The organism is Pseudomonas syringae KCTC 12500, from assembly GCF_000507185.2.
Lineage (GTDB): Bacteria > Pseudomonadota > Gammaproteobacteria > Pseudomonadales > Pseudomonadaceae > Aquipseudomonas > Aquipseudomonas syringae.
Window position 1 is genome coordinate 4398729 of sequence record NZ_AYTM02000002.1, and the last position, 25765, is coordinate 4424493.

The 25765-nt window shown below is 59.5% G+C and carries 14 protein-coding genes and 1 pseudogene; 5 read left to right on the forward strand and 10 right to left on the reverse strand.

The annotated features are described in order from the left end of the window. The first annotated feature begins 130 nt into the window (after positions 1-130). The gene (locus V476_RS19975) at positions 131-5344 is read left to right on the forward strand and encodes a dermonecrotic toxin domain-containing protein (RefSeq protein WP_024959172.1); all 5214 of its coding nucleotides are present in this window, start codon (positions 131-133) and stop codon (positions 5342-5344) included. Positions 5345-5389: 45 nt separating this feature from the next. On the opposite strand, the gene V476_RS19980 is transcribed toward V476_RS19975, so the two are convergent. Both V476_RS19980 and V476_RS19985 read right to left on the reverse strand, forming a co-directional pair. Then, positions 5390-6541 carry an acyl-CoA dehydrogenase family protein gene (locus V476_RS19980; RefSeq protein ID WP_017278086.1) on the reverse strand — a complete coding sequence of 384 codons (1152 nt, stop codon included), beginning with the start codon at positions 6539-6541 and terminating at the stop codon, positions 5390-5392. Positions 6542-6544: 3 nt separating this feature from the next. After that, positions 6545-7642, reverse strand: a complete 1098-nt coding sequence (locus V476_RS19985; protein WP_024959173.1) for an enoyl-CoA hydratase/isomerase family protein — start codon at positions 7640-7642, stop codon at positions 6545-6547. Between the two features lie 268 nt (positions 7643-7910). Between V476_RS19985 and V476_RS19990 the strand changes: the two genes are divergently transcribed. Further along, positions 7911-9590, forward strand: coding sequence for an MFS transporter (locus tag V476_RS19990; protein ID WP_024959174.1), 1680 nt, complete (start codon positions 7911-7913; stop codon positions 9588-9590). Beyond that, a complete protein-coding gene (locus V476_RS19995; RefSeq protein WP_003423292.1) occupies positions 9587-10744 on the forward strand; it encodes an HlyD family secretion protein in 1158 nt (385 codons plus the stop codon). Before V476_RS19990 ends, V476_RS19995 begins: the two co-directional genes overlap by 4 nt. A gap of 664 nt (positions 10745-11408) precedes the next feature. On the opposite strand, the gene V476_RS20000 is transcribed toward V476_RS19995, so the two are convergent. From V476_RS20000 to V476_RS20025, 6 genes are all read right to left on the reverse strand, one after another. Next, positions 11409-13025, reverse strand: coding sequence for an inorganic phosphate transporter (locus tag V476_RS20000; protein WP_010429677.1), 1617 nt, complete (start codon positions 13023-13025; stop codon positions 11409-11411). A gap of 125 nt (positions 13026-13150) precedes the next feature. Further along, positions 13151-14170: a transporter gene (locus V476_RS20005; protein WP_003315246.1), complete on the reverse strand. Its 1020-nt coding sequence runs from the start codon at positions 14168-14170 to the stop codon at positions 13151-13153. 171 nt (positions 14171-14341) lie between these two features. Then, a complete protein-coding gene (locus tag V476_RS20010) occupies positions 14342-15163 on the reverse strand; it encodes an aldo/keto reductase (RefSeq protein WP_003315245.1) in 822 nt (273 codons plus the stop codon). Positions 15164-15272: 109 nt separating this feature from the next. Continuing rightward, entirely contained in the window at positions 15273-16904 is a 1632-nt protein-coding gene (locus V476_RS20015; RefSeq protein ID WP_024959175.1) for a methyl-accepting chemotaxis protein, read from the reverse strand. Positions 16905-17255: 351 nt separating this feature from the next. Next, complete coding sequence (locus V476_RS20020; protein ID WP_003319640.1) at positions 17256-17864, reverse strand: TetR/AcrR family transcriptional regulator; 609 nt, start codon at positions 17862-17864, stop codon at positions 17256-17258. A gap of 105 nt (positions 17865-17969) precedes the next feature. Continuing rightward, positions 17970-20825, reverse strand: coding sequence for a PAS domain-containing hybrid sensor histidine kinase/response regulator (locus tag V476_RS20025; protein ID WP_235810929.1), 2856 nt, complete (start codon positions 20823-20825; stop codon positions 17970-17972). Between the two features lie 561 nt (positions 20826-21386). Here V476_RS20025 and V476_RS20030 point away from each other — a divergent pair. Then, entirely contained in the window at positions 21387-22040 is a 654-nt protein-coding gene (locus V476_RS20030) for a TetR/AcrR family transcriptional regulator (RefSeq protein WP_024959177.1), read from the forward strand. A gap of 90 nt (positions 22041-22130) precedes the next feature. Here the strand turns inward: V476_RS20030 and V476_RS20035 are convergent, their stop codons facing one another. Further along, positions 22131-24821, reverse strand: a complete 2691-nt coding sequence (locus V476_RS20035) for a beta-glucosidase (RefSeq protein WP_024959178.1) — start codon at positions 24819-24821, stop codon at positions 22131-22133. Between the two features lie 59 nt (positions 24822-24880). Further along, positions 24881-25129, reverse strand: coding sequence for a hypothetical protein (locus V476_RS20040; RefSeq protein WP_003423303.1), 249 nt, complete (start codon positions 25127-25129; stop codon positions 24881-24883). A 428-nt stretch (positions 25130-25557) separates the two neighbouring features. Between V476_RS20040 and V476_RS20045 the strand changes: the two are divergent. Beyond that, positions 25558-25728 (forward strand): annotated as a pseudogene (locus V476_RS20045) (ArsR family transcriptional regulator); the annotation flags it as partial. Positions 25729-25765 lie beyond the last annotated feature (37 nt).

Here is a 25765-nt window from a genome sequence, read left to right on the forward strand (position 1 = left end):
CGAAGCGCGTCTGCTGATCGATTGCTTTATGTAACGCAGGCGCGTCGATCCATCCCCATAAGCTGGTTCCTTTTTCTCTGCCACGCGCCTGGGCGCTGTGCGCAGAGGCGCCCTCCAAAGGAAACAGTACATGTCAGCCGCTCCCTATTTTTCCAGCGACGCGCTGCGCGCGCGATTCACACAAGACATTCAGGACGCCGTAACACAGTCTCGAATCAGTCGTGACGACGGCGCGTGGTTGCAGCTATTGGCTGCCGAAAGCACCGAGCCAACCAACGATGCGCTTCCCCGAGTCGACAGACTGCTGATAAACGACCAGTTGCCCGTCAATGCGGAACTGGCCGCGGCCTTGTTCGTCAGCGATGCCGCCAACCCCTCGGCACGGGTCTTTCTCATTACCCTGACCTTCGGCATCGAGCAATTCGAGAGTCGCAGCGCGCTGTTCAGCGCCTTGCAGCAACGATTCGACGATATCACGGCCTTGTCGATCGTCGAGAGCGAGCGCATCGAGGGCTTGCTGTTTGACGCCTGCACGCAGACGGTCATGCGTCAGCAGGCCGGGCATCTGCAGCGTCTGGCGGTCAGACTGGAGGCGCTGCCCGATCTTCGAGAGGCGACTGGCAAGGCCTTGCAGGATGTGCTGGTAGAAAGGGGCATCAATGTCGTTGCCCAGACTGTCCAGCTTGTGCACACGCCCCCCGGTGCTGCACCTGCAGCGTCAACAGTCGTCGGGACTCAATACCTTGCCGAGGCCGCCATGCAGGCGTTTTCCTACGACGCCCTGCCGCAAGGCCAGACACGTCGCTATCTGGATACCAAGGGGGCGGCGTTGCCCGAGGCACAGGCGATCGTTTTCGATCAGGCGCTGGCCGACTCGGCTGCTTCAGTCGGCACCGCGTATGAGCAATTGCTGTCTGACTACTGGACGTCTCAGTGGCAGGGTGGACGCACGCTGCGGGATCTTGGCGCTGATGCGCTTGCAGAGTGCTTTCGCCAGCATCTGTTATCGAGCAGGGCACACCGCACCATGACCGATGCCGAATACCGCTGGCTGCTGACCCTGTTGCCTTCGCAGCCTGGCGCGCCCGCTGTGCGGGTGCCTAGGGTACGCAGGTTATCAGTGGTCGTGGCCGGCGAGGACCCCGTCAAGCTGGTCGGTGTATTCCTCATCGACTTCCCCGGAGAAGCGTCATCGGCGGCGTTTCTCTATTCGTCACAGCCGGGCTTCCTGCGCTTCGGTGATCAGGCTCAGGCCATCGAGCATGTGCTGAGGGGGCCTTCACGCGCCGGGCTGTTGTTTTATTCATCGCTGAACGATCATTCCGCGATCAGCCTGTGGGGGCAGCTCAAGCTGCGTCACGACACGCTCACCGAGGACTTTTTCAGCGAGTTCATCGATGCCCTGATCGCCTTGCAAGCGCGCGACCTGCGCTACGTACTTGACCTGCCACCCCTTCATTCGGAAAAAAATCCGGCGCGGATTGACGATGCACTGGACATCCGCAAGCTGCTCGATGGTCGATTATTGAACCTGCACGATGCAGGGCGCTGGCGTCAGGACCGGCTGAGCTTCGACAGCGTGTGGGGGGCAGCGGCCCAGAGCAGTATCAGTGAACGGTCGAACATGATTTCAGACCCGTCCTATAACTGGGTGGGCAAGCTGAAAAAGCTCGACGCCTTGCTTGGCCACGTTGATGCCATGCATGCCGGTGCAGATGGCTGCATGCATCGCGCACTCAACCTTTATCTGGCCTTGATTGGCGGTCCGCTTCTGGATGCCCGCAAGCTCTGGGTATTGGCGGATGTCGCTGAGGCCAAGCCGGTGCCAGTGCTGACGCTGGCGCTGGACCGGGTGTGCGGTTACACAAGCGCTCCTCTGACTGACAGCGTCGTTCTTGCAGGACAGATCACCCCGGTGGCGGGTCAACCTGTGCAACGTCTGTCCCTGGCTTTGCTTGAGCAGATACTGATCTGCGTGCAGGCAGATTTCGCCCATCGTTTCGAGAGTCAGATCGGCGAGTTCTACTCACGCACGATTCGCCAACGGGACACCAGCATGCATCCCGGCGTGATATCCGCTCTGGTTCGGGAGTACTCGCTGCGCCTCGAATTGCTGGTTGAAAGGCGTACAGCCACGCTGCCTGTGGTTTTCATCGACAACATACAGCAGGTCATCGACAGGCCGTTGCCGGCACTTCGGGAGGGGCTGGGCGAGGCGCGCGTCGATGCATTCCGGGTGACGGTCGAGTATGACCCGCAGGCGCCTGCCATCAAGGTACCCAATGCTTTCGTGGTCACTGGCAGGCGTCCCGATAGCCAGCCCGTTCTGTGGATACTGGAGCAGGGACTCATCTGTTTCGAAACCCGGCAGTTACTGGAAGTGTATGTCGCCGGGAGACTGGCAGGGATAGAACTGGGCTCGCAGGTATCAGGGGTAATCGCCGAACCTGACCGACACATGTTACTCGACCAGCGTACCCGTCGAGGGAGGCTTGAGCTCAAGGTCGTCCTGCAACCCATTGAAGGGCATTTCATTGAGGCATTGCAGCGCGACGAGGTCGAGCGCCAGCAGCGCACGGTGGCCGATCTTTATCGGCAATCCATAGCCTGGCAGGTGCCATCGGAACTGTTCGTCAACCTGCTGAGTGCCGCAGAGCGGGATGACCGAAATCGCCAGGCCCTCAACTCTTTGGGAGTCGCCATTCAATTCATCATTTACAAGGCGCTCGTACCTTCATGGGTCAGCGATGCGTCGAAGCGTGATCAGGTCATTCTGGTCGAGGTCCTGCGACGGTTTTATGTGACCTGTGTCGGCGAGAAGGACTTTCTGTTCGATATTCCAAGCTTCTACGATTATTCCCTCGAGCAGCTCAAACACAGGTTCGACAAGGACTTCGCAGAGCCCCGTCCTGATCCTGAAAATGTGTGTGTTTCCCTGACGCACTATGTTCCCGCCCCGGTAGCACCAGGCGAGGTGCCGCAGTCGGTGCCGGCGGCAGCCCAAACCGTCAGCGAAAACCTGGTGGAGTTCGCAATCAACCGCTTTCTGTCCAGGCAGGACGGGGTCATTCTGCTTTCTTCGAGGGACGACACGCCGCTGCACGCGGCCCTGACACCGGCGTATCTGCGCGAACTGGTGACGTCGCTGGACATCGCCGCGAGTTACCGCAGGATGCTGAACTCGGTGCTGTCAGAGACGACGCCGGATTATATCGAACGCCGCAAACTGTTCGTCGAACAGGTTCCTTCGCTGGATATTCTGCGAGCCTTCACCTTCAAGCTGAAAAACGAGCTGTCCGAGCAGGCGTATCGGATTGTCGAAAACGTATTGACCATGCCTGATGCGGTCGCGCGCCTGCCAGTCAATGGCTGCCAGATAATCATCAGCCCCTTGAAACTGCTACCGGCCAAGGAGGGCTGGGAACCGACTGCGGTACTTAATACCTACGTGATGGGGCCAAAGGAAAATCAGCCGGGACCGTGGGTGCTTTACGCGCCCCTGCACGACGAGTTCGTGTTCAAGGAGTATCCCGACCAGGCTGCGCTGGTGCTTGATATTCACACTTCAGCCTATTTTCAGGCGTACATTCTGGACCGTATCGACCCCGATTTGCGCAAGATTTACGACAAGGGCGGTTTTGTGGAGCCGCATCTGCCTTTCAGCACCGAGTCCTCTTTCGATTTACCTTTGGAGCGCCCAGCCCCTGTCACCGTGCAAATCGACCCTTATGAGGGCAACTGCCTGTTGCTGATGTTCAAAGGCGCGCTGGATATCCTGAAGCTGCAGGTCAAGCAGTACAGCGTCACCAATGCCGAACATCGCCGCGCGGCGACGCAGTACCTGTTCACGCTGGGCGCAGAGCAATTCATGGCGCTCATGCCCGGACGCCTGGGGGCACTGATTGGCATCATTCAGGGACAGACATTGTTGAATCTGTCACTCATCTCGGCAACGGATCAGCAATGGGGGCAGGCCATTTCGGAGTTCATGGCGGCCCTGAGCGTGATGATTTCTTCCGGACAGAACCCTGCGGAAGTCGCATCCCTGACGGCTCGAGAGAACAGTACTCTGGTGGATGACGCCACGTCGCCCGACCCGCTGGTGCAATTGATCGAGGGCGCTGATACGTTCGAGTTCTCTTGGGGGAACAGCTCCCTGACACAACAGATACGGGAGCGCTTGCGCGAGTTCGAAGTTCACGACATGGCCTTGTACACGCTGCAGCGCGACGAGCTGTTAAGCGTCTACCGGGATCCTGTTACCGGCAGGTCGTATGCAGCCATCGGTGGGAAAACCTATGAGTTGCAGTCCGATGAAGATGGCTGGTTCATCGTGTCGGGCAGCAAAATCGGTCCCTCGGTGAGCCTGGATGCGGATCAGCAATGGAGGCTGGACATCCCGGGCGGGCTGCGCGGCGGAGGTGGGGCGCTGACCCGAATGGAAGGCAGCCTGGTCGACGACCTGGTTGACGAGATCATGGTTGTCAGCGCTCGAGGCATGCCCGAGATTCGTCATCGCCACCGGGATATGGCCCAGTCTATCGAAGATGCCTGCCTGCAGGCGCGGAGCTATCTGGAAAACGCCTTGGACAACCTGACCAGACGCTTGCCGGACAATACGCTGGATCCGCGTGCGGAAAAAATATTAAGCGATTTTTTTGCACAGAAGGTGCCCGACGATCGACTGCGTGAAGTCACTAAAAAGGCGGTCACCGACCTGTATCAGGAGTTGATTGACCCTTCGATGTCGCCCATCGACTCGAAACGCTATGTAATCGGCGTCAATCGAATGGGTAACGAGTCGGCCAGCGCGTTCATGTTTGAAGCAGACTCGGCGCGACAGATTTTTCTGACAGAGCAGTTCTTTCGACTGCCGACCTATCGATTGAAGCTCAGCGCGCAACGTGCCGGGGAATTCAAGTTTCCTCAGCACTACCGGGCCGCGATCCTGATTCATGAGTTATCGCATATGGTGCTGAAAACGGACGACATTGCTTATGTGGACTCACAGGCCCCGTTCATTGACTTGCTTGAAGATGCCCCGACCTATCGACTGCGGATCAGGAATGAACTGATTTATCAGCAGCAAAAGACGCTGTCCTTTCATACTGATCGCGACAAGCTGTTCAAACAACTGGACGAAGATTCTTGGCGCGACCTGAGGCGTATGGACGGCAACGGAAAACAGACCATTCTGCGCATCTCTGGCAAGAGCACGCTGGAAAAAGCGCGTGACGTATTTTACGAAGACGTTCACAAACGGGCCGACATTATGCTCAAAAATGCCGACTCGGTGGCCTTGCTGGTCACGTTGCTGGGGCGAGAGCGATTTGTGAAGCCCTGACGCGCTGCCCCCTGCATACCGCATTGCCCGGCCGTTGCATCTGCATCAGACCAGATAATGACGCAGTTCCCGGGCGATCAGCAGACGCTGGATCTCGCTGGAGCCTTCGTATATCTGAGTGATGCGCGCGTCCCGGTAGTAACGCTCGACCGGATAGTCCTCCAGATAGCCATAGCCGCCATGAATCTGGATCGCCTTGGAGCACACCCATTCGGCCATTTCCGAGGCGAACAGCTTGGCTTGAGAGGCTTCCGACAGGCACGCTTGCCCGGCGCTGCGCAGCCGCGCGGCGTGCAGGGTCAGGAGGCGGGCGGCGTTGATGCGGGTGTGCATGTCGGCCAGCAGATTGGCAATGCTTTGATGTTCGATGATCGGTTTGTCGAACTGCACGCGTTCCCGGGCATACGCCAGCGCTGCTTCGAAGGCAGCGCGGGCGATGCCCAGTGCCTGCGCGGCGATGCCGATGCGGCCGCCTTCCAGATTGGAGAGGGCGATAGACAGGCCCTTGCCACGCTCACCCAGCAGATTCGCAGCCGGGATTCGGCAGTTGTTCAAGGTGACCGCGCAGGTGTCCGATGCGCGGATGCCCATCTTGTGCTCGCTGCGATCCACCACGAAACCGGGGTTCTCGGTCGGCACCAGAAAGGCTGACAGGCCTTTTTTGCCAAGCTGCGGGTCGGTCACGGCAAACACGATAGCCAGTTGTGCCCGTTTGCCATTGCTGACGAACTGCTTGGCACCGTTGATGACCCACTCATCGCCCTGCAACTCGGCACGAGTCCGCAGGTTGTGGGCTTCAGAGCCTGCATGCGGTTCGGTAAGGCAGAAGCAGCCGATGGCACGGCCTGTGGCCAGTTTTTCCAGCCAGGCATGTTTCTGGGCATCGGTCCCGTAATTGAGAACCGGCCCGCAGCCTACCGAGCTGTGAACGCTCATCAGTGTGCCGGTGGCCGCGTCGGCGGCGGAGATTTCTTCAACCGCGAGGGCGTAGGCGACGTAATCGATGTAGGTGCCGCCCCATTGCTCAGGCACTACCATGCCCAAGAGGCCTAGCTCACCGAGTTTGGCGACCAGCGCGTCATCGATCCAGCCGGCCTTTTCCCAGGCCTGGGCATACGGCGCAATTTCATTACGCGCAAAGTCGCGCGCCATGTCGCGAATCATTACCTGCTCTTCACTCAATTCAAGGTCGTGCACGGCTCAATTCTCCAGACCGCTGAAGAAACTCTGCACCTGCGCGGCACTGACATCCTGCGCGCTGGCGTGTTTCCATTGCGGCTTCTTGTCTTTATCGATGATCAGCGCGCGTATGCCTTCGATCAGGTCACCGCGTTCGAACCATTGGCGGTCCAGGTGCAACTCCATGGCGAAGCAGGCCGGCAGCGACAGATGACGACCACGGCGCAGCATTTCCAGGGTCACGGCCATACCCAGTGGCGAGTGAGCCTTCATTCGGCTGACGGTGTCCAGCGCCCACTCGCGTGTGTCGCCGATGACCACCTGTTGCAGTTGTTCGAGCATGCTGGGGACATCCGGGAGCCCGAAAAAGTGGTCGATGGCGTGGCGCAGGGCTTCCAGCGGCGGGGTGGGCAGACGCTGGGTAGCCAGCTTGGCCAGCGCACCCTGCAGGTCCTTGAGTGGGGTTGACTTCCACTTCAGGTGATCAAGCATGTGGTCGAGGCGCGGCAGCAGTTCGCTGTTCATGGACCAGTTGGCAAGGCCGCAGTACAACGCATCGGCGGCACCGATCTGCGACCCGGTCACGCCCAGCCAGGTACCCAGTTCGCCCGGCAGCCGAGAAAGAAAATAACTGCCGCCGACATCAGGGAAATAACCAATGGCCACCTCCGGCATGCCGAGGCGGCTGCGTTCGGTGACCACGCGCAGGTCGGCTCCCTGGACCAGCCCCATGCCGCCGCCCAGCACCAGACCGTCCATCAGGGCCAGTACCGGCTTGCGGTAACGGTGAATGGCCAGGTCCAGTTCGTACTCTTCGGCAAAAAATGTGTGGTGCAGATCCTGGCCGTTCTGGTGGCTTTCATACAAGGAACGTATATCGCCACCGGCGCAGAACGCCTTGCCGCCAGCGCCACGCAGGACCACGGCATGAACCGAGGGATCGTCGGCCCAGCGGTCAAGCTGCTGGCGAAGTGTGCGGACCATGTCCAGATCGATTGCGTTCAGGCCTTCCGGACGATTGAGGGTCAAGTGTCCGATGTGGTTACGCACGTCGATAACGATCGAATCCCGGCTGGCGGACGGTCGAACCGGGCGGGCGGATGAAACCTGTGAACTCATTCTGAACTCCTTGTTCGGTTGCGCTTTTTTCTTATTCGAGCGTCGCAGAAGATCCTAGCAGTGCAAATGTGCAAAGCAAAACTGCGTTTAAGCATAGTCTGAAGTTTCAGATAGCCACTGTTTAACGCCTTCGCAAGTGCCCGACCGTTGCTGTATTGCACTGACCGACGCGAATCATTGCCAGGTAGATGAGTATTATGACTGTCATTAATGTCACAAAAGGGAATTCCTCAGGTGTCCCCCATGAAAGTCCCCGTGTCAGTCGTTTATGAGCGATAAGTATGCCCCGCGCGAGTGGGCCGCCCACGAGCGTCCGACCATGCCAGGCTCACCGTCGACGCCGCTGCATTCGACTGCGCGGCGTTGGGCGTTTGCTGTCGTAGGGGTGATCGTCGCGCTGACCGGCGGGCTCGGCAACGCGCTGGTAGTCGCCAACCTGCCATATCTGCAGGGCGCATTGGGGGCGACCTCGCAAGACATCGCCTGGCTGCCGGCGGCCTACATCATGACTAACGTGTCGATGAATCTGCTGCTGGTGAAGTTTCGTCAGCAATTTGGTCTGCGTGCGTTCACCGAGCTGTTTCTGGTGCTGTATGCGCTGGTGACGCTGGCACATCTGTTCGTCAACGACATCGATTCGGCCATCGCTGTACGTGCGGCACACGGTATGGTTGGCGCTGCGCTCAGCACTCTGGGCCTGTATTACATGATTCAGGCTTTCCCGCAGAAGTGGCGGCTCAAGGCGCTGGTATTGGGGATTGGCACCGCCCAGTTGGCAACGCCGCTGGCCCGGCTGGTGTCGGAGGATTTGCTGCAGATTGCTCAGTGGCGTGGCCTGTATCTGTTCGAGCTGGGCATGGCGCTGCTCTCGCTGGGCTGCGTGCTCATGCTCAAACTGCCACCGGGCGATCGCTTCAAGGCGTTCGAGAAGCTCGATTTCCTGACCTTTGGCCTGTTGGCCACCGGCTTCGCGCTGTTCTGTGCGGTGCTGTCGCTGGGGCGTATCGAATGGTGGCTGGAAGCGCAGTGGATTGGTATTGCCTCAGCAGCATCGATTGCGCTGATCTGTGCCGGACTGGCTATCGAGCATAACCGCAGCAATCCGTTGCTGATCACGCGCTGGCTGGGCAGTGGCGCGATCCTGCGTCTGGGCCTGGCGGTTATCCTTTTTCGCGTGGTGCTGTCCGAACAGTCGGTCGGCGCTGTCGGTTTTCTTCAGGCGCTGAACATGGGCAGTCAGCAGTTGCACACCTTGTATCTGGTGATGTTGCTCGGCAGCGTTTCGGGGCTGGCGGTCAGCGCGCTGACCATCAATCCTGCGCATCTGATCAAACCTTTGCTGATCTCCTTGGCGATGATCGCAATCGGTGCCTGGATGGACAGTCATTCCACCAACCTGACCCGCCAATCGAACATGTACCTCAGCCAGTTTCTGTTGGCGTTCGGTGGCACGTTTTTCCTCGGGCCTACCCTGGTGCTGGGGATCAGCGGGGTGTTGGCGAACCCGCGCAATATGGTCAGCTTTTCGGTGTTGTTCGGGATCACGCAGAACATCGGCGGGCTGATCGGGTCTGCTGCATTGGGCACCTTTCAAGTGGTGCGCGAGAAGTTTCATTCCAGCCACGTCGTCGAACACCTGACCCTCATCGACCCGCTGGTTCAGGCGCGGCTGCAGAGCTACAGCGCCAGTTATAGCTCGGTGATCGCCGACCCGTCGTTGCGCAACAGTCAGGGTATCCGCGCGATGGCCACGGCAGCGACCCGCGAAGCCAACGTTCTGGCCTACAACGATGTATTCATGCTGATCGCGCTGATTGCCGTGCTGACCATGATCTGGATTTCAGCCAGGGTCCTGTGGCTGAAAATGACCACTCAACCTCTGGCGCTGGCACCCGTTTCACCTGCTGCTTCGCCCACCGTATCCAACTCCGGCGTTAAATCTTCATGACCGAATCCAAGACCCCAGATACCGAAGCCCCCCGCAACTCGCCGCCACCGGCACCGTTGACGTCCCCGGTGACCAGCAAGCCGCGCTCGACCCGCAAGCGTGTCGTGTCTTCCGTGATTTTCGGCGTCGTTGCCCTGGCCGGAGTGCTGGTGGTGCTGTACGCCTGGCAATTGCCTCCGTTTGCCAGCCCGATCGAGAGCACCGAGAACGCGCAGGTCAAGGGCCAGACCACGCTGATCGGGCCGCAACTGAGTGGGTATGTTTACGAAGTGCCGGTGCAGGACTTCCAGTTCGTCAAGGCCGGTGATTTGCTGGTGCGTCTGGATGACCGTATCTATCGTCAGCGCCTGGACCAGGCCATTGCGCAACTGGCTGTGCAGAAGGCCTCGCTGGCCAACAATCTGCAACAACGGCGCAGTGCTGAAGCCACCATCGGCCAGCGCCAGGCCGAATTGCAGAACAGCATCGCCCAGAGCCGCAAGAGCGCCGCCGATCTGCGGCGTAATCAGGCGCTGGTGACCGACGGTTCGGTTTCGAAAAGCGAGCTGGATGTGACGCGTGCCGCCGACGCACAGGCAAATGCCGCCGTTGCCGAAGCCAGGGCTGTCTTGCAGATCGCCCGTGAGGATCTGCAAACGGTCATCGTCAACCGCGGCTCGCTGGAAGCCTCGGTCGCCAATGCGCAAGCGGCCATCGAGCTGGCGCGCATCGACCTGGATAACACCCGTATCGTTGCCCCGCGTGACGGGCAGTTGGGGCAGATCGGCGTGCGTCTTGGTGCCTATGTCAATTCCGGTGCGCAACTGATGGCGCTGGTGCCCGAGCAGCGCTGGATCGTGGCGAACATGAAAGAAACCCAGATGGCCAACGTGCGCCTGGGCCAGCCGGTGAGCTTTACCGTCGATGCGCTGGACGGCCATGAGATGCACGGCCACGTACAAAGAATTTCGCCCGCTGCGGGCTCGGAATTCAGCCTGTTGCCCGCCGACAACGCCACCGGCAACTTCGTGAAGATTTCCCAGCGCATTCCGGTACGCATCGTGGTCGATGCCGATCAGCCCATGCTTGAGCACCTGCGGCCAGGGATGTCGGTGGTCGTGAGCATCGACACCAGCGCGGACGGCGATGTGCCGCCTGATCCTGCGGTGCGCTGAACCTCTGGATGAGCCTGACAGCTGTAACGTTGCTCACTTTGAATATCGTGCCGACGCTCCGCGTCGGCATGCGGTTCGTGACGCTCTGCGTCATCCACCTCTGATGCTAAACAACGTCATGCCTTACTCGCAGCCGCTGCCAACGCAGTGCTTTTCAACCGCGATGGCACAGACGACGCAGAGTGCGACGTAAGTGACGACTGAGTCCTGGCGCTGATCCGGGGGTGGCCTGGCAGGACGCCAGGCTAGCCGCACCGGGCCCAGACTGTGTAAAAACTACTGCGCTTGGCAATACTGCGTTAAAAACAGGCGAAAAATGCTCATTTAGAACACCTAGACTCCGCTTTTTCGCCTGTTTTTGCCTTGTCTTGCCTTCGCTCGTGACGTTTTTACACAGTCTGGGCCATGGATGGCCCGTTGCGGCGACCCCCGGATCAGTGACAGGGCGAAGGAACCCGACGAAGTCGGGCCGGAAACGGAGCTTGGGGGTTTGCCTACTTTGGCCCCATCAAAGTAGGTCGCCGAGGGGCGAAAAGGTGACTTGAGTCGAACTCTAATTCACCTGATGTCACAGAACCGCTGTGTGATGCAGAGCGTCACGAACGGCATGCCGACGCGGAGCGTCGGCATAATAGTCAAAGGGGGGGGGCGGACGCAGCAGGCATCAGAACAGCTTGCTGAACACCCAATACAATGAACCTGACAAGAGGATCGCCGCCGGCAGGGTCAGCACCCAGGCCGTGGCCAGATTGCGCAGGGTACGCATTTGCAGCCCCGAGCCATTGGCGACCATCGAACCGGCCACGCCGGACGACAGCACATGCGTAGTGGATACCGGCAGCCCATACATGTCCGCCGCCCCGATCGTGAACATCGCCACGACCTCTGCCGACGCGCCCTGGGCGTAAGTCATGTGCGTCTTGCCGATGCGCTCGCCCACAGTCACCACTATACGCTTCCAGCCGACCATCGTGCCCAGCCCCAAGGCGATGGCCACGACAATCTTGACCCAGGTCGGAATAAAGCGCGTGGCACTGTCGATCTGCCCCTTGAACGCCTCAAGCTTGGTCTTGGTGTCCGCGTCGAAATCGCCGACCTTGTTTTTCTCCATCAGGCGGATGCTTTCCGAGGTCAGATACATGTCGTTACGCACGTTGGTCACGGCTTCGGCAGGCACCTTAGACAGCGAGCCATAACTGGCGACCTGATCGCCGATCTTGCCAGCCATGACCGCCAGCGCAGGGATCAGCTCAGGACTCGCTTCCTTGCTGACCAGGTAATCCGACAGCGTCTTGCGCGCATCCCCGGGGGCCGGTTGAGGGACGCTGCGGATCAGCGCCTGCTGGGTTACTTCAGCCACCGCAGCGAACTGGGTAGCCTGTTCGGCGGGCATGGTGCGGTTCAGCGCATAAGCCATCGGCAGGGTGCCGACCAGAATCAACATGATCAGGCCCATGCCTTTCTGCCCGTCGTTGGAGCCGTGCGCGAACGAAACGCCCGTGCAGGTCACAATCAGCATTGCGCGAATCCACAACGGTGGCGGCGCGTTGCCTTCCGGAGCCTTGTACAGCGCGCGGTTCTTGATGAACATGCGCATGGCCAGCAACAGCAACGCGGCACAGCCGAAACCCACCAGTGGCGAGAGCAGCAGTGAGTAACCGATCTTGGTGGCCTGCGACCAGTCCACACCGCTGGTGCCGTCGCGGCCGTGCATCAGGGCGTTGGCGATGCCGACCCCGATGATCGAACCGATCAGCGTGTGCGACGAGGACGCCGGCAGACCCAGCCACCAGGTGCCGAGGTTCCAGATGATCGCCGCGATCAACAGCGCGAAGATCATCGCGAAGCCTGCCGATGAGCCGGTTTGCAGGATCAGTTCCACCGGCAGCAGGGCAATGATGCCGAATGCCACCGCACCGCTGGAAAACATTACGCCGAGGAAATTGAAAAAGCCCGACCAGACCACGGCAAAGCCGGGCGGCAGGGAGTGGGTGTAGATCACGGTGGCGACCGCATTGGCCGTGTCATGAAAGCCGTTGACGAACTCGAAGCCCAAGGCGATCAGCAACGCTACGCCCAACAGCACGAACGGGGTCCAGGTGGTGACCACCGTGCCCATGTCGTCAACGTCCTGTTTTAGGCTGTAGCCAGTGAACAGCAACCCTGCGATGAGTATCGTGAAAAAAAGTATCATGGTCATTCGGCTGGGCTTGCGACCGAATTGACTCGCTGACAGGCTCGCCTTGCCGAGAGCGTCCGGGGACAGTGCGTTTGTAGCCATGTTCGCAATCCTGGATTGAAAGAATATTGACATGGTCATTGCAAAATGTGACAGCGGTGAGACATGTAACAATTGATTGCGCTTTTGCGCCGGTTTTCTGACAACCGGCGGGTGCGGCTGCTTATTCAGTAGTCGCCGCGTTTGCGGAACGCCCAACGCCCGGCGACCAGCGTGAAGGTCGCGACCAGTGCCACCAGAATCCAGAAGCCCTCAGGGTCGGACGCCAGCGGCACGCCCCCCACGTTCATGCCGAAAAAGCCGGCGACAATGTTGATCGGTAATGCCAGAACAGTCACCACGGTCAGGGTAAACAAGGTTCTGCTGCTCTGTTCGTTGAGGTTGGCGGCAATTTCTTCCTGCAACAGTTTGATGCGCTCGCCCAGCGCCGTAAGGTCGTTGATCACCAGCGAGGACTCTTCGATGGACTGACGCAACGCCTGGACATCCTGTTCGCGCAGCCATTGCGGAGGTTTGTGCAACAGGCGCATCAATGAACCGGGTTCCAGCGCCAGCAGGCGTTGCAGACGTACCAGTACCCGGCGCATGGCGCCGAGTTCGGAGCGATTGTTGCTCAGTCGCTGCGAAAGCAACTGGTCTTCGATGCGGTCGACGTTGACGCTGGTCTTGCGCAGGAACTGCGTCAGCACTTCGCCCTGGTCGCTCAGCAGGTGAGCGAGGAGCTCCAGCGGTGAGTCGAATTGTTCGCCGCGTTTGACCGCCGAGCGCAGTTTGTCCACCGAGCGCAGCGGCTGCAGCCGGGCGGTGACCAGCAAACGCTGTCGGGCACAGACCCATAAAGTGGAGATGTCAGTCGAGAGCCTGTTGAAGTCGAACACCACATCGTTGACCACCGCCATCAACGTGGCGTCCACGTGCTCTATCCGCGTCGAGCGCGAGCCCTCGTGCAATGCTTCGAAAAACTCTTCCGGAAGATCCAGTTGGGTTTTCATCCAGCGCTCGCAGGCCGCATGCGAGAGGTTCAGGTGCAGCCAGATGAAGTCGTTCTCTTCGGGAGGGTTTTGCAGGTAATCCAGCGCGGCGGCCGAGCCGATTTCCTGGCCACTTTCACCGTGGCGAAAACGGAAGCCGTAGAGCAGGCCGAAAAGGTCGGAGTCCTGATGGTGGTGAGCGATACTGTGGTTCATGGCTGTCCACGTGCGGCCTGGCCCGGGCAGGGAGGCGAAGGCCGCATGATGACAAGGCGTTATTTCATATTTGTGACAGCTTGTTGCCGGGTGTGTCATCTGTCATATCGGCAAGCGGCTGCATGGGCAGCCGTTCAGTCAATCGACAGCTCGCTGTCGCATTGACAGCGATCAGACCATCGCCAGCGGCACCTTGCGAGTGGGCGCAGGCCATGCCAGATCGATATCGGCCAGGTCGCGCTCGGTCAGACGAATCTGCTCGGCAGCGATGTTCAGACGAATGTGTTCCGGGTTGGTCGCCTTGGGAATGGCGATCATGTTGTCCTGACGCAGCACCCACGCCAGGGAGATCTGCGCCGGTGTTGCATCGTGGCGTTTGGCGATTTCGTGCAGGGCAGGGTGGTAGAGCAGATCGCCAGCCTGGCCGATCGGGCAGTACGCCATCAACGGCAGGTGGCGGTCCGCGCTCCACAGCATCAGGTCGAACTCGATACCGCGTTGCTCCGGGTTGTAGAGCACCTGATTGGTGGCACAACGCGGATTGTTGAGTTCGATCATGTCCGGCACATCAAAGTTGGAAACACCCCAGGCACCGATTTTGCCCGCTTCACGCAGACGCTCGAATGCCTCGACCGTCTCGGTCAGCGGATACTGGCCGGGCCAGTGCAGCAAGTACAGATCGATGTAGTCGGTGTTCATGCGTCGCAGGCTGGCTTCGCACGCGGTCGGAATACCGGCGCGGCTGGCGTTGTGCGGGTAGACCTTGCTGACCACGAATACCTTGTCCCGCTGTCCGGCGATCGCTTGCCCGACAATTTCCTCGGCAGCGCCATCGGCGTACATCTCGGCGGTGTCGATCAGGGTCAGGCCCTGTTCGATACCGAGACACAGACCGGCGATTTCTGCCGAGCGCTGATGCCCCTTTTCACCCATGTGCCAGGTGCCCTGACCCAGCACTGGTACGGTTCTGCCTGCCAGTTCCAGTGTGCGCATGTGACCCCCTGCAGTTAAATAAGCAGCTAATGAGCGGTTGAATAAGCAGGTCTCAGGCAACAAGAGGCGCACGAGGTTCCGTGCCACCCCCCAAAATCGCGTTGCAGATTTAAACCCGGAACTGCTTCAGCAAGGTGTTCAACTCTTCGCTCAACCCTCGCAGGTGCAGACTGGCCGAAGTCGATTGTTCGGCGGCCAGTGCTGTGCTCTGAGACAGTTGCGCGGCCTGGGTGACGTTCTGGTTGATGTCATCCACCACGTGCGTCTGCTGCAGGGTGGCACTGGCGATGGAGGCGTTCAGGCTGTTGAGGTTGCGCAGCGCCTGACTGATCGAGGTCAGGCTCTGGCCGGCCTGATTGGCCTGCTCGATGGTCAGTTGCGAGGAGCGGCTGCTGTCACCGATCACCTTGACCGCTGCATCGGAATGCTTTTGCAGGCGTTCGATCATTGACTGGATCTCTGCGGTCGACTTCTGCGTACGCTGAGCCAGCAGGCGCACCTCGTCTGCCACCACGGCAAAGCCGCGGCCTTGTTCGCCGGCCCGCGCTGCTTCGATGGCTGCGTTCAGCGCCAGCAGGTTGGTCTGCTCGGCAATCGAACTGATCACTTCCAGCACGCTGCCGATCTGCGTGCTCTCGCTGGCCAGACTCTGCATCACTTCCACGGCCTGACCGATGGTGCTCGAGAGGTGTTCGATCTGGCGCAGGCTGTTATCGATATTGATTTGACCCTGCTGCGCCTGCGACTCGGCATCGCGCATTTCGCTGGCGGCATGTTCAGCGTTCTTGGCGACGTCCTGCACGCCGTAGGTCACTTCGTTGACCGCAGTGGCAACCAGGTCCATTTGCTGCGACTGCTTCTCGCTGCGGCTCTGCGCCTGTTCGGCGTCGCTGCCCAGATCGGTCGAGGCCTGGCCCAGCGCCACGGCTGAGTGCTGCAACTGACCGACCACATTGCGCAACTTGGCGACGAAGGCATTGAAATGCGTACCCAGCTCAGTGATTTCATCCTGGCCATGGGTTTCCAGCGTGCGGGTCAGATCACTCTCGCCACTGGCAATACTGGCCATCGCACCGACCGCCGCTCTGAGAGGGCGCACGATGCTGCGCACGATCGTGACCAGCAGCAAAACCATGATCAGCACGATGCCGGCGATGAACATCCCGGCATTCCACAGCTGGGTCTTGAACTCAGCCGCGACGTCATCGACGTATACGCCGGAACCCAGAATCCAGCCCCATGGCTGAAACAGTTGCACGTAGGAGGTCTTTTTCACCGGCTCGCTGGCACCGGGCTTGGGCCAGCGATAATTCACCATCCCGGCACCTTTGGCTTTGACCAGCGTGACCATTTCGTTGAACACCGCAAAGCCGTCCGGGTCCTTGATGGTCGACAGATCCTCGCCTTCGAGCTTGGGGTTGGTGGGGTGCATGATCATCACCGGGCGCAGGTCGTTGATCCAGAAGTAGTCGCTCTGGCTGTAACGCAGGCTCTTTATCTCTTTCAGGGCCTGCTGTTGCGCAGCCTCGCGGGTCATGCCGCCGGCGGCTTCTAGCCCCTGATAAAACGACAGGATGCCGCTGGCCGTCTGCACCACGTGCATGGTTTTCTCGGCCTTGGCCTGATACAGGTCGTTATGCAGCTGTCTGAGCAGTGTCGCCGAGAGGACAAAGAGCATCAGCACTGAAACCACAAGAATCAGCCACAGACGGCGACTGATGGACAAACTGCGCATACTCATGATCGGCATCCCTTGCATTATTTTTCTTCTGATGACTCTGGCTCGCGCGGCGCGCGATTCAGGGTCTTTCAAGCATCTCGGCGCGTAATGTCCAAACATGAGCGGTCGGTCACATTTTTTAGCGGCGTACACGGGTATGGCAAAAGGCTTACAGCAACAGGCGCGATTGGCTCTATCGACTGACCCTCAGTGAATGTAGGATCCAATTCAACAGCTGCAGCGAAGGAACGCCGCAGTGATCAGGGAGGATCGACCATTGCCAGGAGGCTACTGACAGGATGTCGGAATGGTCATGTTGCAAAACCACCCGCTTCGGCGGGTTTTTTGCGTCTGCAGGAAAGCAGGGTGGGCTCAGCGGTCCGGCTCGCAGCCCTTGAGCACCAGCCTGAGGATGGTCTGCGTTGCCGCCTCGTAATCGGCATCCTGCAGTTTTGCCTTGCCGGTGACCGTAGCGATCTGCCAATCGAAATCGGCGTAGGTCTGGGTCGCCGCCCAGATGGTGAACATCAGGTGGTGAGGATCGAGCGGGGCGATCTGTCCGCTGTCGATCCAGGCCTGGATGCATTCGATATTGTGCCGTGCCTGGCCGTTGAGCTGTTCGATCTGCTGCGCTGTCAGGTGCGGGGCGCCATGCATGATCTCGCTGGCGAACACTTTCGAGGCGAAGGGCAGGTCACGGGAAATCTGGATTTTCGAACGGATATAGCGGCTGAGGACTTCGGCAGGTACGCCTTCGGGATTGAAGGGCGTAGAGGCACGCAGAATGGGCTCGATGATGCTTTCCAGCACCTCGCGATAGAGGTTTTCCTTGGATTTGAAGTAGTAATAGACGTTGGGCTTGGGGACACCGGCCTTGGCCGCGATATCGCTGGTCTTGCTGGCGGCGAAGCCTTTGTCGGCGAATTCCTCGCTGGCAGCGCGCAGGATGAGTTCTTTGTTGCGCTCGCGGATACTGCTCATGACCCGGTTATTCCCTTGCCTGCATGGCGGTCGCGCATGTTAGCACCGGGTTTGCGCAGCGCTCAATGTTGACGGCCCGGCGCAGGGTTGCAGCGGGCCGTTTACTCAAACGCTCATCAGTTCCTGGACTCTGGCGGCCAGGGCATCGATTGCAAACGGCTTGGTCAGCACGCGCATTCCTGGCCCGAGCTGTTCGTCACCGATGGCGGCGTTTTCCGCGTAGCCGGTGATGAACAGGGTCTTCAGATGCGGGCGGACCTCGCGTCCGGCATCGGCCATTTGTCGTCCGTTCATGCCGCCCGGCAAACCCACGTCAGTGATGAGCAGATCGATATGCACATCCGAACGCAGCAGCTTGAGGCCGGCCAGGCTGTCGGCGGCTTCGATCAGCGTATAGCCCAGGTCACCGAGGGCATCGGTGAGCAGCATGCGCACCGTGGGTTCGTCGTCCACGATCAGGATGGTTTCCCCGGACTGGGTGAACTCGAACGGTGCCTTGTGCACATCGCCTTCGTCCCTGGCCGCAGTACCTTCGTAGCGGGGCAGGTACAGTGATATCGCAGTGCCCTTGCCGACCTCCGACTGAATGAGCACCCGTCCGCCAGACTGATTGGCAAATCCGTAAATCATCGACAGACCCAGCCCTGTGCCTTGGCCAATGGGCTTGGTGGTGAAGAAGGGGTCGAATGCCTTGGCGATGACATCAGGTGTCATGCCGGTGCCGGTATCGGTCACGCACAGCGACAGATAGTGGCCCTCAGGCATATCGTGTGCGCGTGCCACATCGCCGTCGATCCAGCGGTTGCTCGCCTCGATGGTGATGCGCCCGCCGTCCGGCATGGCGTCGCGGGCGTTGATGCACAGGTTCAGCAGCGCGTTTTCCAACTGGCTGGCATCGACCAGGGTTGGCCACAGCCCCGTGGCGCCGATGGTCTCGACCACGATGCTGGGGCCGACCGTGCGCTGGATCAGGTCGGTCATGCCTTTCATCAGCCTGTTCACGTCGGTCGGCTGCGGGTCCAGGGTCTGGCGGCGAGAGAAGGCCAGCAGCCGATGCGTCAGGGCTGCTGCACGTTTGGCCGCGCCTTGGGCGGTCACGATGTACTTGTCGACCTCGCCCCAGCGGCCTTGCTCGATCCGGGTACCCATCAATTCCAGCGCGCCGGAAATACCTGCCAGCAGGTTGTTGAAGTCGTGGGCGAGACCACCGGTCAGTTGCCCGACCGCTTCCATTTTCTGCGACTGGCGCAGCTTCTCTTCGGCCTGCATGAGCTCGGTGGTACGGGCTGCCACGCGTTGCTCAAGCGTGTCGTTGAGGGCACGCAGCGCGGCAGTGGCACGGTCGCGTTCGGCTGCCACGGCGCGTCGTTCGTCGACGTTGATGAGCACACCGGGGAAGCTCAGTGGTGTGCCATCCTCGGCTCGGTCGACCCGGCCGTTGGCTTCGATCCAGTAGTAGATCCCGTCGGTACGACGAACACGGTACTGGTGGGCGTAAACACGCCCGCTGGTGATGACCGCATTGATCGCATGGATCAGGCCTTGCTTGTCTTCCGGGTGAACAGTGGCAATGACTTGCTCCAGGCTCAGGCCTTCACGGCCCAGCGCGGTGTCCAGACCGAAGGCCTTGGCGAAGGCTTCATCGACGGTAAAGCGATCGGTCGGCAAGTCCCAGTGCCAGGTGCCGATGATTGCACCGGCGGCCAGGGCGAGCTGAACGCGGTCGATGTTTTCACGCGCGACGGCCTCGCTGGTGCGCAAGCGCTCTTCGGCGTCGCGTCGCGCCGTCACATCGCTGAAGATCACCGCAATCTGCCGATCAGCCGGTTCACCGACACGCACCGCCTTGACTTCGAACCAGCGTTCGAAAGCTTTGGCATAGTTTTCAAAGTTGGCTGGCTCACCGGTTTTGGCGACGTTGCCATAAGCTTCGAACCAGAACCGCTCCAGGTCTGGCGCGAACTCGGTCACCCACTTGCCGCGCAGATCGACGCCGGCCTGACGTTCAAAGGCGGGGTTGGCCTCGATGAAGCGGTAGTCTACGGGGCTGTCATCGGCATCGAACTTGACCTGAATGATGGCGAATGCGGCTTCGATGGTCTCCAGCATGGCCCTTGAGCGCTCTTCGCTCTGGCGCAGCGCGGTCTCGGCCTTGCGCATCTGCGACATATCGAGCATTGCGCCGATCATGCGCACCGCCTGGCCGTCGATATCGCGTATCACATGGCCGCGGTCCAGCACGTCGGCATAGGCCCCGTCCAGACGACGAAAGCGGTATTCGTCCGTCCAGGCAGTGCCATTGCCGTCGATCACGGCATGAATGGAGTTGTACACGCGGGTACGGTCGTCGGGATGGATCTGGCCCATCCACCAGTCACCGGAGTTGTCCAGGGTTGCCAGCGGGTAGCCGTAGGCCTCTTCCAGCGCGTCGTTCCAGAGCACCAGGTTGGCTGCAAAGTCCCAATCCCAGATCGCGTCATTGGTCGCCTTGGCGGCGAGCCGGTGTCGTTCCTGGGCTTCTTCGGTCGCGCGGCCTGCCAGATGCTCGGGGGTGCGGTCGCGCAGGATCTTCACGAAGCCGAGGTGCGTATGCTTTTCATCGTAGAGCGGCATCATCTCGCCTGATGCCCAGAACAGCTGGCCGCCCTTGCGCAGGTGCCAGCGCTCGTCCGATGCCCGGCCTACGCTCAGCGCAAGCTGCATTTCATGCTCGATACGATCGTTGGCCACGTCCTCGGGCGTAAAGAAACGTTCGGCGCTCTGGCCAACCATCTCATCCTGGGTCCAGCCCAGAACCTGCTCTGCGCCCGGGTTCCAGTCGGTAATGATGCCGTCGCGATCGGTCAGGATCATGGCGAAATCCATCGCACTGTCAAAGACTGCACGCTGGCGTGCCTCGCGGCCGATGGCTGCGGGTCGACAGGTATTCGTTGCGGCGTCGATGCCGGCTTCTTCAAGCATTCTGCGCAGGTCCACGATCTGCGTTTCAAGCTCTTCTCTTGTCAGGTCTTTCAGAGCGCCTCCCGCTCACACGTTATGTTTGGCATGGGCGGGCACTTGTCGGTGGCCTGCTTTGCACGTTGAAATCCGCTCGTTAGTAAGCTCTGCATTTGCCCGTTCGCCCTCGGCAGGCTGCACCTGATGTGCGTCGTTCTATGTCGGGCATCATACGGTCATTGTCGCGCTTGAACTCACGGCCTGTCTTGCCTGCATATCAGTGGCCGTGTCGGTGGACATCTGCCGACGAATCGGATTTCGACGGATCAAGAATTTAAAGCAGCCATTGTGTCCTGCGCTGATTCAAGGGGCGTGCCCAAAAACAAGACAATTTGCCCGGGTATTCATCGGCCTTTTTGCGGCTTTCTTTAGAGGGCGTCAGGCCAGGGGAACAACTTTGTTCGCAGGCTGCGCACATCGCTCATGACCTGATGCGAATTGTGCTTGCGGAGCAGCCTTTTTTCAGGGGGTCTGCGGAGCGCATGCTAGGATTTACCTTTTCGTTATGCGAAACGTGCCCTTCGTATGTCCATCGATGCAAACAGCTCCGGTACACCCAGCGCAGCCAAGCAGCCTGCAGCCAAACGTCGCCTGCCCAAGGGCGAGGTGCGCAAGGCCGAAATCATCAAGGCGGCCATGACCCTCTTCGCTCGGGATGGGTATGCCGGCGCCTCGCTGACCAACATTGCCAAGGTGGCAGGTCTCTCTCAGGTCGGCCTGCTGCACCACTTCCCGACCAAACTGGTGCTGCTGCAAGCTGTTCTCGAACATCGCGACCAGTACATTGCCGGCCGGCTGCAGGATGCCGATCAGGTCGCTTCTCTGCAGGGGTTCCTGTCGTTTCTGAAGCAGGTTATGAGTTTCAGTATCGAAGACGCCGCGGTCAGCCAGGCGCTGATGATCATCAACACTGAAAGCCTGTCGGTCACGCATCCTGCACACCGCTGGTTCAGCGAGCGTTTTGCCATTGTGCACGGTCATCTTCAGGCGCATCTGAAGTTGCTGGTCGAGGAAGGCGAAGTTCGAGCGGATATTGACGCAAGGCAGATCAGCCTGGAGATAGCCGCCATGATGGATGGCATGCAGATTCAATGGCTTCGATCGCCAGGGGATGTGCAGATAGAGGAGGGGTTTGCCAGGTTTCTCGAACGACTGGCGCGGGATCTGGCTGCACGCTGAGCTGCGAGCATTTGCCAGGCAGGCATCGGTGGTCCTGTCGACCACCGATGCCTTTGGCGTGTGATGAATGTTGCTTGGGATGAATGTCGCTTAGTAAGCCTGTTCTGCCTTGACCTGTACGGCCTTGCGCAGGGGAACCGGCAGCGGGTTGGAGTCGCGAGTGGTCAATTTCTCCGGGTACAACGCTACAACCGTGCGGTCGAGCGTCAGGTTTTCCGAGTCCTTGCCTACCAGCACCTTGAACTTGCCAGGGTCAACGTTCCAGCTCACCGAGTTGGCTGAGTAGTACGCGAACGAGCGCGAGTCCAGCGCAATGGTCACGGTCTTGCTTTCGCCAGGCTTCAGGTAAACCTTGGAAAAGCCCTTCAGCTCTTTCTCTGGACGATCAACCAGCGGCTTGGAAGGCTGCACGTACAACTGAGCCACTTCGAAACCGGCCTTGTCACCCGTGTTGGTAACCGTGAACGACGCTTGAATGGTCGCGCCCGGTGCCAGCACATTGCTCGACAGCTTCAGGTCGCTGTACGCGTAGGTGGTATACGAAAGCCCGAAACCGAATGGGTACAGCGGTTTGGTGTGCTTCTTGTCGTAACCGCGATAGCCCAGGTACAGGCCTTCGCTGTAGCTCATCTCGACAGGCGGGTTAGGGCTGCTGAAATAGTAGGGCACCGGGTTCGAGTACGATGCATAGCTCGGATTGTCCTGCGCCTTCTTGTCCAGTGTGATCGGCAGCTTGCCCGACGGATTGACCTTGCCGAAGAGGATTTCAGCCAGTGCCTGGCCGCCCTGTTGCCCTGGATACCAAGCGTGCAGAGACGCAGCTACCTTGTCAGCCCACGGCTGCATGTCCATGCCACCGCCACCGTGCAGTACCACGATGGTTTTCGGGTTGGCTTTCTGAATGAAACCGATCAGCTCGGACTGGAATTGCGGCAGTTCGAACGGACGATCGAGCGACTCACCCTCGTATTCGAAGTTATTGCCGGCGGCTACCACGACAGCGTCGTAATCCCCCAGGTTCTTCGGTGGACGCAACGATGCCCAGCTCATTTGCACGCCGTTCATGCCGCCCAGTACCGGGGTGAAGTTGCCCTTGAGCCGGCGGTATTCGAGGCGCACGTTGTATTCGCTGCCGGCCTTGAGATTCGGTGTCTTGACGGTGCGCGGCACGACTGGAATCAGGTCGAACGAGACTTGCGCGCCTTCATCTTCAAGCACCAGCTCATCGTTGATCCAGAGTTTGTAAGGGCCGTCGGCACGCACCTTGAACACCTGGGGCCCGGTGATCGTCGGTTTGATCTTGCCGGTGAAACGGGCAGAGAACGCGCCTGGCGCAGGGGTATAACCGTTGACTGTGCTGGCACCGTTATCGGTCACGTTGGTACTGGTAATCCAGTCCAGGTTGACGCCCGGCTCGATGCGGGTTGCCACCGGGTCGCCGGACAGCGAGGTGTTGGCGTAGTACTCGGCTTTTACGCCGGTGTTGCTGATCGCCTGCTGGTCACTGCCTGGCTGATACCAGACCGATGATTTAGGGTTCAGGCTCATCTGTGGCAGGTAGTCCACATTCGACGGGCTAGACGCCAGTTGCTTGAGTCCGCTCACTTCGGTGACATAGCTGGCCGGCGCCGAATAGGCGGTGCCGAACGGCGCGGTCGGCGGCTGCATGGCCATATCGCCAATCACGGCGATCTTTGCGTTTCTGGACAACGGCAGCAGAGGTTTCTGCCCGTCTACTGGCTCGTTGCGCAGCAGGACGATCGATTCTCTGGCGACGTTCAAGGCCGCCAGCTGACCGTATTCACGATGCTCCAGTGGCTGCGCCTTGTTGATCCCTTTGTCAAAGCCGTAGCTGACCAGCGCTCTCAGGTTCCTGCGCACCTTGTCGTCGATCACGTTCTGGTGCAGTTGACCATTCCAGACGTAAGGCAGCAGTTTGGCTTCGGTAAACTGAAGGCCGCTAGGCATGTCGATATCGGTGCCCGCCCAAGCACCCTTGAAGGCGTCCTGAACCGAGTTGAAATCGCTCATGACGTTACCCTGAAAGCCCCACTGGCCTTTGAGGATATCGGTGATGAGGTGGTGGTTTTCACACGCGTATTCGCCGTTGATCTTGTTGTAGCCGCACATGATCGAGGCGATATTCGAGTTCTTGACCAGCGATTCGAAGCCCGGCAGGTACAGCTCCTGCATCGCTCGTTCGTCGATCTTCACATCCAGATAATGACGGTTCGCTTCCTGCTCGTTCATCAGGTAATGCTTGGCGGCCGCCTGGATGCCTTGAACCTGGATACCGTTGGTGACGGCAGGTGCCAGTACTGCGCCGAGAAACGGATCTTCGCCGCTCATGTACTCAGCCGCCCGGCCGTTGAACGGCGTGCGGTACAGGTTGATGGCCGGCGACAGCATCTGCTGACCGCCTGCGATGCGGGTTTCGTAGCCGATGGCCAGACCGAATTCCTTGGCCCGGTTAATGCTCCAGGTTGCCGCGAGTGCTGACGGGGAAGGGTACTGCGCACCGAACGTCTTGCCGCCGACCAGTACGCCCATGGCCGAGTCATAGGCGACCGTGCCTTGGAGGTTGAACTTGTCCAGCTTGGGAATCATGCGGCCGTCGTCAACGCGCGAAAAATTGATTTTTTCCGATTGCGTCATGTTGTCCAGCATCGCGCCTACGCGCGCTTCCACTTCATTGCCGGTCATCGGTGTGACAGCGAATACGCTGCCTGCCTGGGCGATACCGAGCGCCAACAGGCTCAGGCCCAGGCCTTGTTTGATCATGGACACGGAGTTATTCCTTACGTCATTCATAGGTTGATCGGTTGCAGTCAGTGGGTCACTCAGCGGTCTTCATTGCCGGCAGGGGCGTCAGCAGTGTCGATCGGTGCATCCACCACCGTTTGCGCGCCATTGGGCGTTTTCTGTACGGCAGCGTCGGCACCCGTGATCTGCTCACGCTGTGCGTCGACTTCTGCGCGGCGCTCGCTCGACGTGGATGGCAGCGGGTTCTGCCCGTCAGCGGCAGACACCGGGAGGGCGGCAAGGGACATCAGTAAAGTGGCAACAACAGGCAGCAGGGGGCTGGCCATCGGGAGAATCTCCAAACAGAAATATGAAACAGGCAGATAGGCAAGTCAGCAGCTCAGGGCCGCTGACAGTTCATTCAAGGCGTGCGTGACAAACAGAAAAGTTGCTGAAAGGTAAAATACACGAATGTAATTTTATATATTTGAAATCGGGTAAAATTCAATAGCTGATATTTTGTTTTAATATCGATTTAATTTCATAAAATTAAATTTATAGGCAATTTATTTATATTTTTTGTGGTTTTTTAGAAATAATTACTCTTTTTAAAAAACAGAGTGATCACTCTGTTTTTTGAGATTTCCATGATTTTCCATGTGACTGCGTGCTGATGAGCGCAAGTATTGCTGACGCCGGAATACTGGCAGTGAGTGTCAGCCTCATTACGTCGCTGTCAGGCCCGTCGAATAAAGTCCGGACACCACCGAAGAATGCCTACGCCTGTCTGGACTGGAGTGAGCGTCTCCTCACATCGGCGGCGCTGCTGGAGCTGATGCTCAAGCGCGGCTGGGTAAGCCGCCATCTGGATTCCAGAGCACTGCAGCTGACGCCCAAAGGAGCAGGCGGGATGGCGAAGGCGTTTGGTCTGGAAGGCGGTGCGTAACCGCTCAGGTAACTACGCTGCTGTCGGGCATGCCCGG

What these genes read in the sequence shown, in the direction of transcription:
- V476_RS20015 (WP_024959175.1), bottom strand. Translation starts at nt 16,904, where the DNA reads ATGAGTATGCGCAGTTTGTCCATCAGTCGCCGTCTGTGGCTGATTCTT.
- V476_RS20010 (WP_003315245.1), bottom strand. Translation starts at nt 15,163, where the DNA reads ATGCGCACACTGGAACTGGCAGGCAGAACCGTACCAGTGCTGGGTCAG.
- V476_RS20035 (WP_024959178.1), bottom strand. Translation starts at nt 24,821, where the DNA reads ATGATCAAACAAGGCCTGGGCCTGAGCCTGTTGGCGCTCGGTATCGCC.
- V476_RS20040 (WP_003423303.1), bottom strand. Translation starts at nt 25,129, where the DNA reads ATGGCCAGCCCCCTGCTGCCTGTTGTTGCCACTTTACTGATGTCCCTT.
- V476_RS19985 (WP_024959173.1), bottom strand. Translation starts at nt 7,642, where the DNA reads ATGAGTTCACAGGTTTCATCCGCCCGCCCGGTTCGACCGTCCGCCAGC.
- V476_RS20020 (WP_003319640.1), bottom strand. Translation starts at nt 17,864, where the DNA reads ATGAGCAGTATCCGCGAGCGCAACAAAGAACTCATCCTGCGCGCTGCC.
- V476_RS20005 (WP_003315246.1), bottom strand. Translation starts at nt 14,170, where the DNA reads ATGAACCACAGTATCGCTCACCACCATCAGGACTCCGACCTTTTCGGC.
- V476_RS20030 (WP_024959177.1), top strand. Translation starts at nt 21,387, where the DNA reads ATGTCCATCGATGCAAACAGCTCCGGTACACCCAGCGCAGCCAAGCAG.
- V476_RS19975 (WP_024959172.1), top strand. Translation starts at nt 131, where the DNA reads ATGTCAGCCGCTCCCTATTTTTCCAGCGACGCGCTGCGCGCGCGATTC.
- V476_RS19990 (WP_024959174.1), top strand. Translation starts at nt 7,911, where the DNA reads ATGAGCGATAAGTATGCCCCGCGCGAGTGGGCCGCCCACGAGCGTCCG.
- V476_RS19995 (WP_003423292.1), top strand. Translation starts at nt 9,587, where the DNA reads ATGACCGAATCCAAGACCCCAGATACCGAAGCCCCCCGCAACTCGCCG.
- V476_RS20025 (WP_235810929.1), bottom strand. Translation starts at nt 20,825, where the DNA reads ATGCTTGAAGAAGCCGGCATCGACGCCGCAACGAATACCTGTCGACCC.
- V476_RS20000 (WP_010429677.1), bottom strand. Translation starts at nt 13,025, where the DNA reads ATGGCTACAAACGCACTGTCCCCGGACGCTCTCGGCAAGGCGAGCCTG.